Source organism: Novosphingobium sp. FG137 (assembly GCF_057809735.1).
The window spans coordinates 274,429-289,543 of the sequence record NZ_JBMDKN010000002.1; the positions used below are offsets into that span (position 1 = coordinate 274,429).

Genomic DNA, 15,115 nt, shown 5'->3' on the forward strand with positions numbered 1-15,115 from the left:
GGAAATAATTCAATGCAGCTTCTCCCACAGGGAAACAATGTTCGATCCCGATTACGATCTCTTCCTCGCCATCGTCGAAGCCGGATCGATCTCCGCCGCAGCGCGCGCGCAAGGAGCTTCCACCGCCGCGCTGTCCAAGCGCCTAGCCCGGCTGGAAGAGCGCCTTTCCGCCCGCCTCGTCCACCGCACCACGCGCCGCCTCGCGCTCACCCCGGCGGGGCAGGATCTGCACGATGCGCTGCTCCCCCTGCGCTCCACCCTCAAGGCCGCCGAGGAACGCGTCAGCGGCCGCCACACCCATGTGCGCGGGCCGCTCGCGGTCACCGCGCCAACTTCGTTCGGCCGCATGCATGTCGTACCCCACGTGCCCACGTTCCTCGCCGCCCACCCGGACGTGCGCCTCCAGCTCGATCTCTCGGACGAATTCGCCGACCTCCTCGATGGCTCCTGCGATCTGGCGATCCGCATCGGCGCCAAGATCGGAACCGGTCTTGTCGGACACCGCCTCGGCACCAGCCATCGCGTGCTCTGCGCCGCCCCCGCTTATCTTGCCCAATTCGGCACGCCCGAAACGCTTAGCGACCTCAAGCACCATCGCCTTCTGGCCACCACCAGCCAGCTCCCCTGGCAACTCGATGGCCCGGAGGGCACAGTCACCCATCAAGGCCAGAGCCACGTGCGCACCAATTCCAGCGAAGTCGTGCGTGAACTCGCGCTCGGCGCCTGCGGGATTGCGTTGCGCTCCTTGTGGGATGTGCATGAAGCGCTCGGCTCAGGCGCGCTCGCCCGCGTCCTGGCGCACTATCAAGGTTCGCAGGATGTCGGCATTTATGCCGTCCATGCCCCCACGCCCGCGCTCCCTGCGCGGATCGAGGCCTTTATCGCCCACCTCGGCACCCACCTCTCGGCGGGCAGCGGTCTCGTCTAGGCGCTTACCCGGATGCAAGCGATGCCCCGCGCCGCCAGCCGTCCGCAGATCGCATGGGCATCCGGCCCCGAAGCGCGCAAACGGTAGACCTGCATCTGCCGCACCACCGCCGGGATGATCACCGGCTCCAGCGCTTGCAGCTCGGGCTCGCTCGCCGAAAGCTCCTGCCACAGCGCATCCGCCCTGGCGACATTGGTTGCCGCCGCCAGCTGGATCGTCTGCACAGCGCCCGGCATGGGCAACTCCATGGACATTGCGGATGGCGGCGGGTGCGGCGCATAGGCCTGCCGCACCGGCGCCGTTTGCGCGGGAGCAGGCAGCCCCAGCGCCGCGCTTTTCGCCGCCTCGGCATAGTCCAGCGGCTGGCGCAGGATCACCACCGAGGTCGAAGCCGGATTGGTCAACGCATAAAGCTGCCGCGCGAAATCCCACGGCAGGCGGATGCATCCATGCGAGGCCGGCGCTCCCGTCACCCGTCCGGCGTGAAGCGCCACACCGCTCCAAGTCAGCCGCTGCATATAGGGCATCGGCGCGTTGTCATAAGTGCGCGAGCGGTGCTTCACGTGCTTCTGCAGGATCGTGAAGGTGCCCGCCGGCGTGCCATAGCCGCGCCGCCCGGTCGAAACCGTCGTCGATCCCCATTCGTCGCCGTCCCGAAACACCCAGAGCCGCTGAGAGGGGATGCTCACCACGATCAGCACGCCCTTGCGGGCAGCTGAAACGGGCGTGGGCGGGGGTGGCCCCTCCGGCTCACCATCAAGCGCCGGATCGGGCGCACATTGCGCCGCGGCCGAAGCGAACTGGACCGGCGCAGGGGTTGGCGCCACCCGCTCGGCAAAGGCCGCACGGGCGAGCACGCCGCATCCCAGCAGCGCCAGCACCATTCCCGCCAAAACAGAGACTCGTCCCGAAGCCCAACCCATGCAGTATGGTTAACGGATCGTTACCTAACGTGACACTGCTTTCTGGTCCGTGATGAGCCGCAACAGGCGTCCCTCAACGGGACGCTGCGAGCCGCTCGCCACCCGCCTGCCAGCCGCCGCCCAGCGCGCGAAAGGCAGTGACGCCCGCGCGCGCCGCCTCGGCACGGGCAGCAATCGCCTCATCCTCGGCATCGAGCCGCTGCCGCTCGATCGCCAGCGCCTCGATCCGGCTTACCACACCGGCCTGAAACGCCGTCTCGATCCGCTGGCGGCTATCCGCCAGCCGCGCCGCGACCGTGGCCGCCGCGTCCGCCTGCTCGCTACGCTTGGTCAGCGCGAGCAGCGCATTCTCGCCCTCCGCCGCGGCCTGCAGCGCGGTCTGCCGCCAGTTCGCGACAGCTTCCTTCAGCCGCGCTTCCGCCGCCGATTGCTGCGCCCGCAGCCGCCCGCCCGTGAACAGCGGAACGTTGAACCCGCCGCCTGCACCGGCCTGCACCGCGCCGCCGGTGAACAGGTTGCCCATCCCGTTGGCGAGGAACCCGGCAAACCCCGAAATCGTGAAGCGGGGATAGCGCGCCGCGATCGCCTCGGCCACACGCGCATCGCTCGCCGCTACCAGCCGCTCGGCCGCCACCACATCGGGCCGCCGCGCCAGCAGCGAGGCCGGGCCATCGGGCACCGCAGGCGCGCGCACGGCCGGAATGCCGCCCCCACCCATTTTGGCCCCTCCCATCTCGGCCGCGACGTGCCCGGGCGCACGGCCCATCAGCACATCGAGCCGGTTGCGCTCCACTTCCAGCGCGGTCTCCAGCGCCGGAACGGCCAAGGTTGCCCCGGCCAGCTCCGCCCCGCTGCGGTCCGTCTCGGTCAACGCCGCCACGCCGCGTTCGGCCCGCTGGCGCAGCAGGGCGTCAGCATCGCGCGCTGCCGCCACGCGCGCGTGCGCCACCACGAGCCGCGCCTCGATCGCGCGCACGTCGATATAGGTGTTCACCACTGAGGCCGCGATTGTGAGCCGCGCGCCGGCCAGCCCCGCATCCGCGGCGCCCGCCTCGGCCCGCGCCGCGCGGGCGCCTGCCGAAAGGCGCCCAAACAAGTCGAGCTCCCACGAGGCCGCGCCGTTCAGGCCATATTGCTCGACCGTCCGCTGGAATCCGGGAAAGCGCGAGAAGGCTCGGCCCTGCACATCCTCGATCGATTGCCGCTTGATCCCGGCCGAACCATCAAGCGATGCCTGCGGCATCAGCGCGCCCTTGGCTGCCTTCAGCCCTGCCGCAGCCTGCTCCAGCCGCGCCGCAGCCGCTGCGAGATCGAGATTGCCGGAAAGCGCCGTGTCCACCATGCGGTCCAGCACCGGATCGTCGAAGCCCTTCCACCAGCCCTCGGTCAGCGGCGCGGCATCGGCCGCAGCCGGCGCATTGCGGAAAGCACCGGGCAGCACCGGCGCAGTAGGCCGGGCATAAGGCGTGGCCTGCGCGGCCTGCGCTGCCCCGCCGAGCACGAGAACGGCCGCAGCTCCGGCAAGAAAGGTCCACATCGGAAGAGTCCTTGACCTATGAATGATGAAAGAATATATCCTTTTTCATGAAAATCAACCCAGCCATTTCAGAAAAGCGAAAGGCAGGCCGGCCCAGCGTGGACCGGCGGGACGAGATTCTCGACGCCGCCGAACGCCTCTATGACGCGCTCGGATTCGAAAAGGTTACGGTGACCGACGTTGCCCGCGCGCTCGGCATGTCGCCCGCCAATCTCTATCGCAGCTTCGCCAATCGCCAGGCCATCGACGAGGCGGTGACAAGCCGCGCGTTGACCGGCGTGGAAGACGCCGCATGGCGGGTCGCGCGCGGCGCCTCCGCCGATCCGATCCGCACCTTCGAGCTGCTTTGCATGGATATCGCTCTGAAAATGCGCGATCTTCTTTTCAAAAGCGGACGCTCCAGCGATCTGTGCCTCGCCGCCACGCGCGGCAATTGGCCGCCAGTGCAGCAGTTCATGGATACGCTGCACGGCCTCATCCGCCATGTCATCGCCGAAGGCCAGCGCCAGGGCGTGATGCGCGCCGATCTGCCGCTCGAGGAAACCTCGGCCGCCACCTTCACCGCGATGGCCAAGGTCTGGCACCCGGTCATGCTCGATACCTTCGGCGTGGCCCACCTTGAAAGCGAGACGGCGGGGATCACGCGCTTGGTGCTTGAGGCGCTCAAAACGAAAAACTGAAAACAGAAAGTATTTTTCATCTTTTCTGAAACGTCAGCCGTGATTATAGGGGAGTCGAAAGTCCCCCCAGGGGCTCGGAGGCTGACATGCAACGCCGCGCCATTTCCCGTTTCCCGCTCCTCGCCGCGCTCGCCGGCACCGCGCTCCTCAGCGGCTGCTCCGGCACCGCGTCAGACCAGCCGGCCGAGCCGCTCGTCGCCGCCGCGCTGGTGCAGGGCGAAGGTGGTGGCGAAAGTGGGGGCGATGCCTATACCGGCACAGTCCACGCCCGCACCGAAAGCACGCTGGCCTTCCGCGTCCCCGGCAAGATCACCGCCCGCCTCGTCGACGCTGGCTCGCAAGTCCGCGCCGGGCAGCCGCTGTTCCGGCTCGATGCCCGCGATCTCGGCCTCGCCGCGTCCGCTGCGGCAGACAAAGTGCGCGCTGCCGAGGCCGATGCCGCACGTACCGCAGCGGACGAAGCGCGCCTGCGCCCGCTCGTCGCCACCGGCGCCATCTCCCCCTCCACTTACGACGGTGCCCGCGCCGCGCGCGATGCCGCCGCCGCCACGCTCTCCGCCGCGCGCGCCGCCGCCGCCAATGCCGCCAACGAACGCGGCTATGCTGTGCTCGTCGCCGATGCAGACGGTGTCGTCACCGAAGTGCTGGCCGAGGCGGGCCAAGTGGTCGCCGCCGGCACGCCCGTCCTGCGCCTTGCCCGCAGCGGCGCGCGCGAAGCGCTCGTTGCCGTCCCCGAAACAGCGCTCGCCGCGCTCCCCAAATCAGCGCAGGCCACCGTCTATGGCCGCGCCGCGCCCGTCACTGCAACCTTGCGCGAAGTCGGCGGGGCCGCCGATCCGCTGACTCGCACGTTCGCTGCGCGCTATGTCCTGTCCGGTGCACCGGAAGACGCCCCGCTCGGCGCCACCGTCACCGTGCGCCTGCCCGGCACCAGCGTCGGCAGCAGCCGCGTCCCGCTCGGCGCGCTCGTCGATCTCGGCAAAGGGCCGGGCGTGTGGGTGATTCAGCCGGATCGCAGTGTCCGCTTCCAGCCCGCGCAGCCGCTGCGCCTTACCGAGGAGGAAGCGTTCCTCCCCGCCGCGGCGCTGCCCCCCGGCACCCGCGTCGTCGCGCTCGGCGGGCAGTTGCTCCACGCCGGCCAGAAAGTCCGCCCGGCTGAAGGCGCGGCCCGGTGAAGGGCCCCAACCTCTACGCGATCGCGGTCAAGGAACCCTCGGTCACGCTGTTCCTGCTGCTCGCCGCGATGGCTGCGGGCATCTTCGCCTTCTTCCAGCTCGGCCGCGCCGAAGATCCCAGCTTTACCTTGAAGGTGCTGACGGTATCCGCCGCATGGCCCGGCGCCACTGCGCAGGAAATGCAGGATCAGGTTGCCGATCGGCTGGAAAAGCGCCTCCAGGAACTGCCCTACTACGACCGGATCGAAACCCAGACCCGGCCCGGCTTCCTCACCATCACCATCCTGTTCGGCGACAAGGCCTCGCCGAAGGACGCGCCGGAGCTGTTCTATCAGGCGCGCAAGAAGATGAGCGACGAGGCGATCAATCTGCCGCGCGGCGTGATCGGCCCGATCGTCAACGACGAATACTCCGACGTCTATTTCTCGCTCATCGCGGTGCAGGCAAAAGGCTTGCCCCACCGCGCGCTGGTGCAGCGCGCCGAAGCCATCCGCAGCGAGCTCCAGCGCGTCGAGGGCGTCAAGAAGGTCGCGCTGTTCGGCGAACAGCGCCCGCGCATCTACGTCGAGCTTTCCAACCGCAAGCTTGCCACGCTGGGGCTGGGCGCCGATGCCGTGCTCGGCGCGCTTGCCAATCAGAACCTGATCCAACCCGCCGCCCAGTTCGAAACTTCCTCGCGCCTCGTGCCCGTGCGGGTCACGGGCGGCTTCGACGATCTCGATGCCGTGCGGGCCACCCCGATCAGCGCAGGCGGGCGCGTGGTGCGCGTCGGTGATATCGCCGAGGTCCGGCGCGGCTACGAAGACCCGCCCAGCTTCCAGGTCCGCCATGAGGGCGGCGAGGCGGTCATGCTCGGCGTCGTCATGCATCCGAACTACAACGGCCTCACCCTCGGCCGCTCGCTCAATGCCAAGCTTGACGAGATCCGCACCCGGCTCCCCCTCGGCATTACCGCCGCCGAAGTCGCCGATCAGGCCGCCAACATCGCCGAGGCCTACGGTGAGTTCATGCTCAAGTTCGCGGTCGCGCTCAGCGTGGTCATGGTCGTCAGCCTCATCGCGCTCGGCTGGCGCGTGGGCATCGTCGTCGCGCTCTCCGTTCCCCTCACGCTCGCCGCCGTGTTCGTGATCATGCTGATGACCGGCCGCCAGTTCGACCGCATTACGCTGGGCGCGCTGATCCTCAGCCTCGGCCTCCTCGTTGATGATGCGATCATCGCGATCGAAATGATGGTGGTGAAGCTCGAGGAAGGGATGAGCCGGATCGAGGCCGCCACCTTCGCCTGGGGCGCGACCGCCGGGCCAATGCTCGCGGGCACCATCGTCACCATCGTCGGCTTCCTCCCTGTCGGCTTCGCGCGCTCCACTGCGGGCGAATATGCCGGTAACATCTTCTGGATCGTCGGCTTCGCGCTCCTCGTCTCGTGGATCGTTGCGGTCTATTTCACCCCCTATCTCGGTGTGAAGTTGCTGCCCGATATCAAGCCGGTGGCTGGCGGGCATGATGCGATCTACGCCACGCCCCGCTATGAACAGCTGCGCGGATGGATCACCCGCAGCGTGGCGCAGCGCGGCCGCCTCACCCTCGGCGTGCTCCTCGGCATGGTGCTCGCCGCCGTGCTGCTCGTCGTCGCGATCCCCAAGCAGTTCTTCCCGATCTCGGACCGGCCCGAGCTGCTGATCGAGGTCTACAACCCGCACGGCTCCAGCCTTGTCGCAACACGCAGCGTGGTCGAGAAGATCGAGCATGATCTGCTCACCCGGCCCGAGATGAAGGCCGAGATCCGCTACGTCGACAGCTACCTCGGCGGCGGCGCCCCGCGTTTCTTCCTCTCGCTCAATCCCGAGCCCGCCGATCCCTCCTTCGCCAAGCTCATCGTGCTGACCCACAGCCCCGCCGCGCGCGACCGGCTGCGCCTGCTCGTCCAGAAGCTCGCCGCCGAGGGCCACTACCCCGGCGCCCGCGTCCGCGCGCTCAGCCTGCTGTTCGGCCCGCCGGTGCCCTATCCCGTCGCCTTCCGCGTCACCGGGCCGGAGCCGGACCAGTTGCGCCGCATTTCAGCCCAAGTCGCCGAAGTGGTCCGCGCCAATCCCAACACGGTCGCGGTCAACACCGACTGGGGCGACCGTACCCCCGCCGTCACGCTCCAGTTCGACAACGACCGCCTGCGCCTGCTCGGGCTCGATCCCGCCAGCGTCGCCCGGCAGGTCTCCGCGCTGATCTCCGGCACCACGGTGGCACAGGCCCGCTACGGCGACCGTACCACCGATGTCGTCGTCCGCACTCCGGGGGCTGAACGCCACGCGCTCGGCGATCTCGGCAGCCTCGTGATCGGCACCGTGAACGGCACCGGCGTGACGCTTGCGCAAGTCGCAAAGATCGTGCCTTCCAGCGAAGACCCGCTGCTGGTGCGCCGAAACCGCGTGCCGACGATGACCGTGCGCGCCGATATCACCAAGGGCATCCAGCCCGCTGACGTGACTGCCGCGATCCTGCCCAAGCTGCAGCCCGTGATGGACAAGCTGCCCGCAGGCTATGCGATCATCGCCGCCGGCTCGGTCGAGGAAGCCGGCAAGGCCAACGCTGCGCTGGCGCCGCTTTTCCCCATCATGATCGGGATCATGCTGCTCGTGCTCATGCTGCAAACGCGCTCGTTCCGCATGACCGGTCTCGTCTTCGCGACCGCGCCGCTGGGGCTGCTCGGCGCAATCCCCTCGCTGCTCATCACCGGCTTCCCGTTCGGCTTCAACGCGATCCTCGGCCTGATCGGGCTTGCCGGCATTCTCATGCGCAACACGCTGATCCTTGTCGACCAGATCGATTCCGAACGCGCCCGCGGCCTCGGCCTCGAAGCCGCGGTGATCGAGGCGACCGTGCGCCGCGCGCGCCCGGTGCTGCTCACCGCGCTTGCGGCGGTGCTCGCCTTTTTGCCGCTCACGCTGTCCAGCTTCTGGGGCCCGCTTGCGGTCGTGCTGATCGGGGGCACGCTCGTTGGCACCGCGCTGACGCTGTTCTTCCTCCCTGCGCTCTACGCGCTGTGGATGGTGCGGCGCGCGGCGTAGGAGGTTTCTCGCAGAGCACGCAGAGGGAAAGAAGATTGCAGAGAGGCTGTACCTTGTGGCGCAGTCGCTTTCGATCTGATCGGGAGGGCATCAATTTCCGGCTCTGCCGGAAGCGACCTCTCTGCGATCTCCGCTTCCTTCCTGATCTCTGCGAGAAACCCCTTCTTCAAGCCCTCACCAGGTCCCGGTGTTCTCCATGCTCGCCCACGGTTCGGCCGGTTCAAGGTGCCCGTCCTGCAGCAGCTCGATCGAGATGCCGTCCGGGCTCTTCACGAAGGCCATGTGGCCATCGCGCGGGGGGCGGTGAATGATGTGGCCCGCCGCCTGAATCTTCGCGCAGGTCTCGTAAATATTGCTCACCCGGTAGGCGAGGTGGCCGAAGTTGCGTCCGCCGGTATAGACTTCGCCCGCGCTGCCATCCTCTGGCGGCCAGTTATAGGTCAGCTCCACTTCCGCGATGCCCTCTTCGCCGGGCGCCGCGAGGAAGATCAGCGTGAAGCGGCCCTTGTCGCTCGAAAAGCGGCGCACTTCCTTCACCCCGAACAGCTCGAAGAAGGCGATCGTCGCCTCGGGATCGGTCACGCGGATCATCGCGTGGAGAAACTTGGTCACGGGGAGCAGCTCCTTTGGCTATTCAAACTCAGTTCATCGACAGAATTGCACATTTCACCGCAGGGCGAAGAGCCCGACAGGGAGACCATGCCGTGACGACTACCGATAGTGAGCCTGCCGCCGATTCCCAATCGTTTCTTGCCCGCCTGACCCCATCGGGTCTTCAGCGCCCCCTGCTTGCGGCCGCTGGTGTGCTCGCCCTTGGCATGGTCGCGGGCGGCTATCTCCTCGGCGATGGCCTCAGGCGCAGCCGCGAGGCGGACCGCGCCGTGACCGTGCGCGGGCTGGCCGAACGCGAAGTGACCGCCGACCTCGCCACCTGGACCATCGCCTATTCCGCCACCGCCGAAGACATGGGCAGCGCGCAGGCCAGCGTCGATCACGACAGCCAGGAAATCCGCGCCTTCTTCGCCGGCCTCGGCTTCCCCGCAGAAGCGCTCCAGCCCACCGGCGTCAATGTCAGCACCAGCACCGATAACGGCGTGACGCGCTTCACCGTTCGCCAGCGCATGGCGCTGCGCACCACCGACATCAAGCGCGCGCAGGATGCCGTGCGCCGCCAGTTCGATCTCGTGCGGCGCGGCGTGATGCTCGAGGAAGGTTCAGGCATGGCCTACACTTTCACCGGGCTCGACAAGATCAAGCCCGCGATGGTCGCCGCCGCCACCAAGGACGCGCGCCGGTCCGCCGAACAGTTTGCGCAAGATAGCGGCACCGGCGTCGGCGGGATCAAGAACGCGACGCAAGGCTACTTCGAAGTGACCGCGCGGGACGGCGATGGGGGCGGCGGCTGGGGTGTTTCGGACACGCCGTTCAAGAAGGTCCGCGTCGTGACAACGATCGACTTCTACTTGCGGTAAAGGTCTTTGCGCTGCGTCAGCGGCAAGAAAGGGCGCACCGCTCGGCGGCGCGCCCTTTCCTCCTGCAACAGGATGGGATCAGAACGATGCGGTGAGCGAAACCACGCCGACCGGCTTGGTCGTGCGGTAGAACGAATTCGCGCACACATCGACCGCCGTCAGGCTTTCGCCGCCGCCGGCGCCGCTGCACAGGCCGCTCTGGGCGAAGTCGCTGCGGTGCATATTCGTACCGACCACTGAGGCATCAAGCGCAAGGTTCTTATACTTCGCGGTAATCCCCACGTTGTAATCGAAGAACGGCTTAGGAAGGTCGAAGCCGCCGCCGGTGTGCGCGAGGTGCGAATGGATGCTCAGCGGAGTGCCCGGGATCGCCCCCCCCAGTTCGCCGTAAACGTAGAGATTGCTGCGATGGGTCGAGGTGAAGTTGTAGTTGAACACCTTCTGCGCTGGCGCAAAGTTCGCGCCAACCTTGGCCGTCACCGGGCCCAGCGTCTTGGCCACCGAACCGTAGACTTCCCAGTAGTTGCCGATCGTCGCGCCCGGATAGATGTAGCCATAAAGGCCGCCGTCGATCGTGAAGCCGGTGTTGCCGATGCCGTGGGTGTAGCCGCCGTAGATGTCGATCTCGGTGCCGCCGATGTTGATCGGGCTGTTGCCTGCCGAGGCGCTCGAACCCCAGGTCGAGATGTAGAAACCGGATTTGTGCGCGATCGTGAAGGTGCCCTGCACGACGGGCTTGTTGTCCGACTGCGCGACGCCGCGGAACCGGTACTGGCTGGCGATCGTCGCCGCGCCCGTCACCGTGATGTCGCTGGGCGGGGCAGTTTCGTCGGCAAGCGCGGGTGCAGCAGCGGCGAAGCTAAGGGCAGCAAAGGTTGCGGCCACGAAGGCCTTGCTGGACGTACGCATGGGGAATCCTTTGTTTTTGGGTTCGCGTCGTCCCACCTGCACAGGCCGTGGCGACTCGATTTTTGCGGTCAGCCTTCGTTCTGTAACTTTTTGTTGCCGGATTATGTTGCGTCGCACAAGAGCGTGCCAACGGCTGGTCGCGGCTTTCCCACGCTCTGTTGCAATTCCGCACCATCCATGCCGCGCGCCTTGTAATGGACGCTGTCAGGCCCATATTACTTTGGTAAGGCCCCTCTTTGATGCTGAAGCTGCTGCGTTCCTTTCTTGAATCCCGGTCCGAGCCAGAGGTGATTCCCGCGGTTCCGGAGGGTCAGCGAGTCTATGCCATCGGGGACATCCATGGCCGATACGACCTGTTGTGCCGCATGATTGCGCGGATCGAAGCGGACGAAGCGGGCCGTTCCCCTGCCGATACCACCGTCATCCTGCTGGGCGATCTCGTCGATCGCGGCCCGGACAGCGCGAGCGTCATTGCCACCGCGCGCGAATGGGCAAAGCGCCGCCGCGTGCGCATGCTGGCCGGCAACCATGAGGAAATGTTCCTCGGCAGCTTCGAGCGCGACGATACGCTGCGCCATTTCCTCCGCCATGGCGGGCGCGAAACATTGCTGAGCTATCCGATCGAGCCTGACGTCTACAGCCGCGCCACGCTCGAGGAGCTGCGCGCGATCATGCATGATGCGGTCCCGGCCGACGACATCGAATTCATGAAGTCGATGGAAGACAGCATCCAGATCGGCGACTACGTCTTCGTCCATGCCGGGGTGCGCCCGGGTGTCCCGCTCGAGGATCAGAAGATCTCGGACCTGCGCTGGATTCGCGGTGAGTTCATCGAAGGCCCCGAAACCCGCGATTTTGCGGTTGTCCACGGCCACACCATTCTCGAAAGCCCGCACGTCTCGCCGCTGCGCATCAGCCTCGATACGGGCGCCTATGCCTCGGGCCTGCTCACCGCGATCGGCCTCGAAGGCACTTCGCGTTGGCTGATTTCAGTGCAGGGCGAACCGGCCGCCGAAGCGGCCTAATCGTCGAACAGCACCGTGCGCATCGCGCCGTCCTCGCGGTAGACCGGCCCATCGCGGCCGACCTCATACATCCGGTTCCACAGCGCAGTCGGCCCCAGCCCCACCATCGTGTCACGCATCGCGGCGTAGCAAGGGTGCTGGAAGTGCGCGACGAGCGAGGCGTGATCCTCCCACAGCTCGTGGATGGTTACCCGGTGCGGAATGCAGGGATCGGCGGCGAAGCAGTACTCAAGGCAGCCCGGCTCCTCGGTGCGCGATGTCCATTGGATCGGCGCCGCGAGCCGCACCGCCTCGTCCCGCACGGCTTGATCGGCAAATTCGATCCAGGCGTGAATGATCACCTGCGGCATGGCTGGCTCTCCCTTGGCCCCGCTCATGCCGGGCTTGATTGACCAAGCCAGTCAAGCACACCCCGTCGCGGGGCGCCCCTATTGATAAACGCAGGTGTCGTAATCCGCGCGCACCGTGTTCACCCGCGCCGCGATCACGTTGCCGTGCCTGCGGGTAGAACCCGTCGCACCCGTCACCGCGCGCACCTTGGGCTGCGGGAACGCCGCCGCGATCCGCGCCGCCTCGACCCGGCTCAATTGCGCCGCCGATTTCTTGTAATAGCGCTGCGCCCCCGCCTCGACGCCATAGGTGCCGATGCCCGTCTCGGCGACATTGAGGTAGACTTCCATGATGCGCCGCTTGCCCCAGATCGTCTCGATCAGCACGGTGAACCAGGCTTCCAGCCCCTTGCGCAGATAGCCGCCGCCTTGCCACAGGAACACGTTCTTGGCGGTCTGCTGGCTGATCGTGGAGCCGCCGCGGATGCGTCCGCCTTCCTGATTGCGCTCCCACGCCTTGAGGATCGCATCCTGATCGAACCCGTGATGCTGGCAGAACTTGCCATCCTCACCCGCGATTGCTGCGTCCACCATGTTGCGATCGATCTTCGAAAGCGGCACCCATTCCCGGGTGATGCCGTTGGGATCGAAGATCATCGACAGCGTCACCGGCACCGGCACGAAGCGGTAGACCACCACCATGAACACGCTCAAGAACAGGAACGCCGCGACCAGCCGCGCCAGCAACCAGCCCGCCTGATGCAACAGGCCGGGCCGGCGCGCCCGCATCACTTGCGGGTTCTTGAGCTTGAGCAGTTCATCATCCATGCGCCGACGATATTACTCGGCGGCGCGCGGCTGGCAATCGGGAGCTTGAAACCTTGCACCGGTCCCTTCGCGCCTTCCCTGCGGGCCGCGTAGTTGCCGCGATCCACCGCAAACAGGAACGGCCGGGAGATCACCCCCGGCCGCCCGTACATTCACCAGGAACCGGCCGTTCAGGCCGTCAGCAGATGCCGCTCGCCGGCAATGCGCTGCATCGCCTTTTGCAGCTTCTCGAAAGCGCGCACCTCGATCTGGCGCACGCGCTCGCGGCTGACGTTGTAGACCTGGCTCAGTTCCTCGAGCGTCTTGGGCTCGTCGATCAGGCGCCGGTCGGTCAGGATATGCCGCTCGCGGTCGGAAAGGCCGTCCATCGCCTCGACCAGCAGGGCGTGGCGCAGATGCGCTTCCTCGGCGTCGGCCACGGTCTCATCCTGCAGCGGGCTGTCATCGACCAGCCAGTCCTGCCACGAACCCTCGCCGTCCTCACGCACCGAGACGTTGAGGCTGGCATCGCCGCCCATCATCATGCGCCGGTTCATGTTGACGACTTCGGTCTCGGACACGCCAAGATCGGTTGCGATCTTGCGCACGTCTTCCGGATGCAGGTCCGAATCCTCGAATGCCTCGAGGTTCTTCTTCATCCGCCGCAGGTTGAAGAACAGCTTCTTCTGCGCCGCGGTGGTACCCATCTTCACGAGGCTCCACGACCGCAGGATGTACTCCTGGATCGAAGCCTTGATCCACCACATCGCATATGTCGCCAGACGGAAGCCGCGATCGGGCTCGAACTTCTTGACTCCCTGCATGAGGCCGATGTTGCCTTCGGAGATCAGCTCGCTCACGGGCAGGCCATAGCCGCGATAGCCCATGGCGATCTTCGCCACGAGCCGCAGATGGCTCGTCACCAACTGCGCAGCGGCCTGCGGATCGGCATGCTCCTGATAGCGCTTGGCGAGCATGTATTCCTGCTCGGGCGCCAGCACCGGGAACTTGCGGATCTCGGCCAGATAGCGGTTCAGCCCCGCCTCACCGCCACCAAGGGCGGGGACCAGCGCTGTCGATTTCTTCTCAGACACCTGAACACATCCTTTCGCCGCGCCCGATTGCAGGGGGCGCGAACCTCACAGGCCTGTGTCGCGAGACGTTCGCGGCTTGTTCCGGTATATCGGAGAGCCCCGAGTCTTGCCACACAGCAAAACTATTCGCCCACGTAGCGCCATTCGATACAGCGCGTTTTTGGGGCATTGCACCTTTTATCCATAGGCTGCCGTCAGCCACCATGCCCTCCCAGTTCGATAATGAGCGTCCTGAGATCGACGGGCGTCGGGCTGGCAAAGCGCACCGACTCGCCGCTCGCCGGATGGATGAAGCCAAGCTCGGCCGCGTGGAGCGCCTGACGGCCGAAGCCGAGCCGGGCAAGCAGGGGCCGATGCTGGGATGACGTGCGTCCATAGACTGGATCGCCCACTAGCGCATGACCGATTGATGCAAGGTGAACGCGCACCTGGTGGGTTCGCCCGGTCTCGAGCCGGCACTCGATCAGCGCGGCGCCCTGCAGAATCTCGATCGTGCGGTAATGCGTGACGGCATGCTTGCCGCGCCCGTCAGCGACCAGCGCCATCTTCTTGCGATCCCGCTCGCTGCGCCCGATCGCGCCGCGCACCGTGCCCGCCGCAGGCACCGGCACGCCTGTCGTCACCGCCTGATAGACGCGGTGGATCGAATGGTCGGCAAACTGCCGCGCCAGCCCCTCGTGCGCCGCATCGGTCTTGGCGACGACCAGCAACCCCGAGGTATCCTTGTCGATCCGGTGCACGATCCCCGGCCGCGCCACGCCGCCGATACCCGAAAGCTGGCCCCGGCAATGGTGCAGCAGCGCGTTGACCAGCGTCCCGTCGAGGTTCCCAGCCGCCGGATGCACCACCAGCCCCGCCGGCTTGTCGATCACGATGAGATGCGCGTCCTCATGGACCACGCGGAGCGGAATATCCTGCGCCGCGGCTTCAGCCGGTACGGCCTCCGGCACGCGGATGGTGAAGGGCGTGCCTTGCGCCGGCTTGAGCGAAGCCTGACCGGCAGGCTTTCCGGCGAGCGCCACGCGCCCATCGTCCAGCAGCGCCTTGATCCGCTCGCGCGAGAGGCCGGAGACATCGGCAAGCGCCCGGTCGAGCCGCAGCCCGCCGGTCGGGATGATCCCTTCGATGATGGTCTCGCATGCCCCCATGGTCGGTTGGATATGGGAACGGCGCG

The 15,115-nt window shown here is 66.9% G+C and carries 14 protein-coding genes; 6 read left to right on the forward strand and 8 right to left on the reverse strand.

The window, feature by feature from the left end:
• Positions 1-37: 37 nt before the first annotated feature.
• Positions 38-928 carry a LysR family transcriptional regulator gene (locus ACODS2_RS07005; protein WP_488998174.1) on the forward strand — a complete coding sequence of 297 codons (891 nt, stop codon included), beginning with the start codon at positions 38-40 and terminating at the stop codon, positions 926-928.
• Here the strand turns inward: ACODS2_RS07005 and ACODS2_RS07010 are convergent.
• Together ACODS2_RS07010 and ACODS2_RS07015 are read right to left on the reverse strand one after the other, a co-directional pair.
• Positions 925-1,812: a L,D-transpeptidase family protein gene (locus ACODS2_RS07010; RefSeq protein ID WP_488998175.1), complete on the reverse strand. Its 888-nt coding sequence runs from the start codon at positions 1,810-1,812 to the stop codon at positions 925-927. The two genes, ACODS2_RS07005 and ACODS2_RS07010, sit on opposite strands and share 4 nt — an antisense overlap.
• 112 nt (positions 1,813-1,924) lie before the next feature.
• Positions 1,925-3,388: an efflux transporter outer membrane subunit gene (locus tag ACODS2_RS07015; protein ID WP_488998176.1), complete on the reverse strand. Its 1,464-nt coding sequence runs from the start codon at positions 3,386-3,388 to the stop codon at positions 1,925-1,927.
• 47 nt (positions 3,389-3,435) lie between these two features.
• Here ACODS2_RS07015 and ACODS2_RS07020 point away from each other — a divergent pair, with 47 nt between their 5' ends.
• The 3 genes from ACODS2_RS07020 to ACODS2_RS07030 all read left to right on the forward strand — a co-directional run bounded on the left by ACODS2_RS07020 (position 3,436) and on the right by ACODS2_RS07030 (position 8,305).
• Positions 3,436-4,068, forward strand: a complete 633-nt coding sequence (locus ACODS2_RS07020; RefSeq protein ID WP_488998177.1) for a TetR/AcrR family transcriptional regulator — start codon at positions 3,436-3,438, stop codon at positions 4,066-4,068.
• Between the two features lie 86 nt (positions 4,069-4,154).
• Positions 4,155-5,243, forward strand: a complete 1,089-nt coding sequence (locus ACODS2_RS07025) for an efflux RND transporter periplasmic adaptor subunit (RefSeq protein WP_488998178.1) — start codon at positions 4,155-4,157, stop codon at positions 5,241-5,243.
• On the forward strand, positions 5,240-8,305 hold the full coding sequence (locus tag ACODS2_RS07030) for an efflux RND transporter permease subunit (RefSeq protein ID WP_488998179.1): 3,066 nt from the start codon (positions 5,240-5,242) through the stop codon (positions 8,303-8,305). Before ACODS2_RS07025 ends, ACODS2_RS07030 begins: the two co-directional genes overlap by 4 nt.
• Positions 8,306-8,479: 174 nt before the next feature.
• Here the strand turns inward: ACODS2_RS07030 and ACODS2_RS07035 are convergent, their stop codons facing one another.
• Positions 8,480-8,917 (reverse strand): VOC family protein, encoded by a 438-nt coding sequence (locus ACODS2_RS07035; protein WP_298164674.1) that lies wholly within the window; start codon positions 8,915-8,917, stop codon positions 8,480-8,482.
• A gap of 206 nt (positions 8,918-9,123) precedes the next feature.
• Here ACODS2_RS07035 and ACODS2_RS07040 point away from each other — a divergent pair, with 206 nt between their 5' ends.
• Positions 9,124-9,777, forward strand: a complete 654-nt coding sequence (locus ACODS2_RS07040; protein WP_488998599.1) for an SIMPL domain-containing protein — start codon at positions 9,124-9,126, stop codon at positions 9,775-9,777.
• Positions 9,778-9,855: 78 nt separating this feature from the next.
• Here ACODS2_RS07040 and ACODS2_RS07045 read toward each other — a convergent pair whose 3' ends face one another.
• Entirely contained in the window at positions 9,856-10,686 is an 831-nt protein-coding gene (locus tag ACODS2_RS07045) for a TorF family putative porin (RefSeq protein WP_298164677.1), read from the reverse strand.
• A 365-nt stretch (positions 10,687-11,051) separates the two neighbouring features.
• Here ACODS2_RS07045 and ACODS2_RS07050 point away from each other — a divergent pair, with 365 nt between their 5' ends.
• The gene (locus ACODS2_RS07050) at positions 11,052-11,711 is read left to right on the forward strand and encodes a metallophosphoesterase (RefSeq protein ID WP_488998600.1); all 660 of its coding nucleotides are present in this window, start codon (positions 11,052-11,054) and stop codon (positions 11,709-11,711) included.
• On the opposite strand, the gene ACODS2_RS07055 is transcribed toward ACODS2_RS07050, so the two are convergent.
• The 4 genes from ACODS2_RS07055 to ACODS2_RS07070 all read right to left on the reverse strand — a co-directional run bounded on the left by ACODS2_RS07055 (position 11,708) and on the right by ACODS2_RS07070 (position 15,089).
• Complete coding sequence (locus ACODS2_RS07055) at positions 11,708-12,061, reverse strand: putative quinol monooxygenase (RefSeq protein WP_488998180.1); 354 nt, start codon at positions 12,059-12,061, stop codon at positions 11,708-11,710. The two genes, ACODS2_RS07050 and ACODS2_RS07055, sit on opposite strands and share 4 nt — an antisense overlap.
• Positions 12,062-12,139: 78 nt before the next feature.
• On the reverse strand, positions 12,140-12,829 hold the full coding sequence (gene mtgA, locus ACODS2_RS07060) for a monofunctional biosynthetic peptidoglycan transglycosylase (protein WP_488998601.1): 690 nt from the start codon (positions 12,827-12,829) through the stop codon (positions 12,140-12,142).
• 209 nt (positions 12,830-13,038) lie between these two features.
• Positions 13,039-13,941 (reverse strand): RNA polymerase sigma factor RpoH, encoded by a 903-nt coding sequence (gene rpoH / locus ACODS2_RS07065; protein ID WP_298164687.1) that lies wholly within the window; start codon positions 13,939-13,941, stop codon positions 13,039-13,041.
• A 194-nt stretch (positions 13,942-14,135) separates the two neighbouring features.
• Positions 14,136-15,089, reverse strand: coding sequence for an RluA family pseudouridine synthase (locus ACODS2_RS07070; RefSeq protein ID WP_488998181.1), 954 nt, complete (start codon positions 15,087-15,089; stop codon positions 14,136-14,138).
• Between the last annotated feature and the right edge of the window lie 26 nt (positions 15,090-15,115).

Excerpts from the sequence above, each read along its gene's own strand:
- ACODS2_RS07005 (WP_488998174.1), top strand. The coding sequence starts at position 38 with ATGTTCGATCCCGATTACGATCTCTTCCTCGCCATCGTCGAAGCCGGA.
- ACODS2_RS07010 (WP_488998175.1), bottom strand. The coding sequence starts at position 1,812 with ATGGTGCTGGCGCTGCTGGGATGCGGCGTGCTCGCCCGTGCGGCCTTT.
- ACODS2_RS07015 (WP_488998176.1), bottom strand. The coding sequence starts at position 3,388 with ATGTGGACCTTTCTTGCCGGAGCTGCGGCCGTTCTCGTGCTCGGCGGG.
- ACODS2_RS07020 (WP_488998177.1), top strand. The coding sequence starts at position 3,436 with ATGAAAATCAACCCAGCCATTTCAGAAAAGCGAAAGGCAGGCCGGCCC.
- ACODS2_RS07025 (WP_488998178.1), top strand. The coding sequence starts at position 4,155 with ATGCAACGCCGCGCCATTTCCCGTTTCCCGCTCCTCGCCGCGCTCGCC.
- ACODS2_RS07040 (WP_488998599.1), top strand. The coding sequence starts at position 9,124 with ATGGTCGCGGGCGGCTATCTCCTCGGCGATGGCCTCAGGCGCAGCCGC.
- ACODS2_RS07045 (WP_298164677.1), bottom strand. The coding sequence starts at position 10,686 with ATGCGTACGTCCAGCAAGGCCTTCGTGGCCGCAACCTTTGCTGCCCTT.
- ACODS2_RS07050 (WP_488998600.1), top strand. The coding sequence starts at position 11,052 with ATGATTGCGCGGATCGAAGCGGACGAAGCGGGCCGTTCCCCTGCCGAT.
- ACODS2_RS07055 (WP_488998180.1), bottom strand. The coding sequence starts at position 12,061 with ATGCCGCAGGTGATCATTCACGCCTGGATCGAATTTGCCGATCAAGCC.
- mtgA (WP_488998601.1), bottom strand. The coding sequence starts at position 12,829 with ATGCGGGCGCGCCGGCCCGGCCTGTTGCATCAGGCGGGCTGGTTGCTG.
- ACODS2_RS07070 (WP_488998181.1), bottom strand. The coding sequence starts at position 15,089 with ATGGGGGCATGCGAGACCATCATCGAAGGGATCATCCCGACCGGCGGG.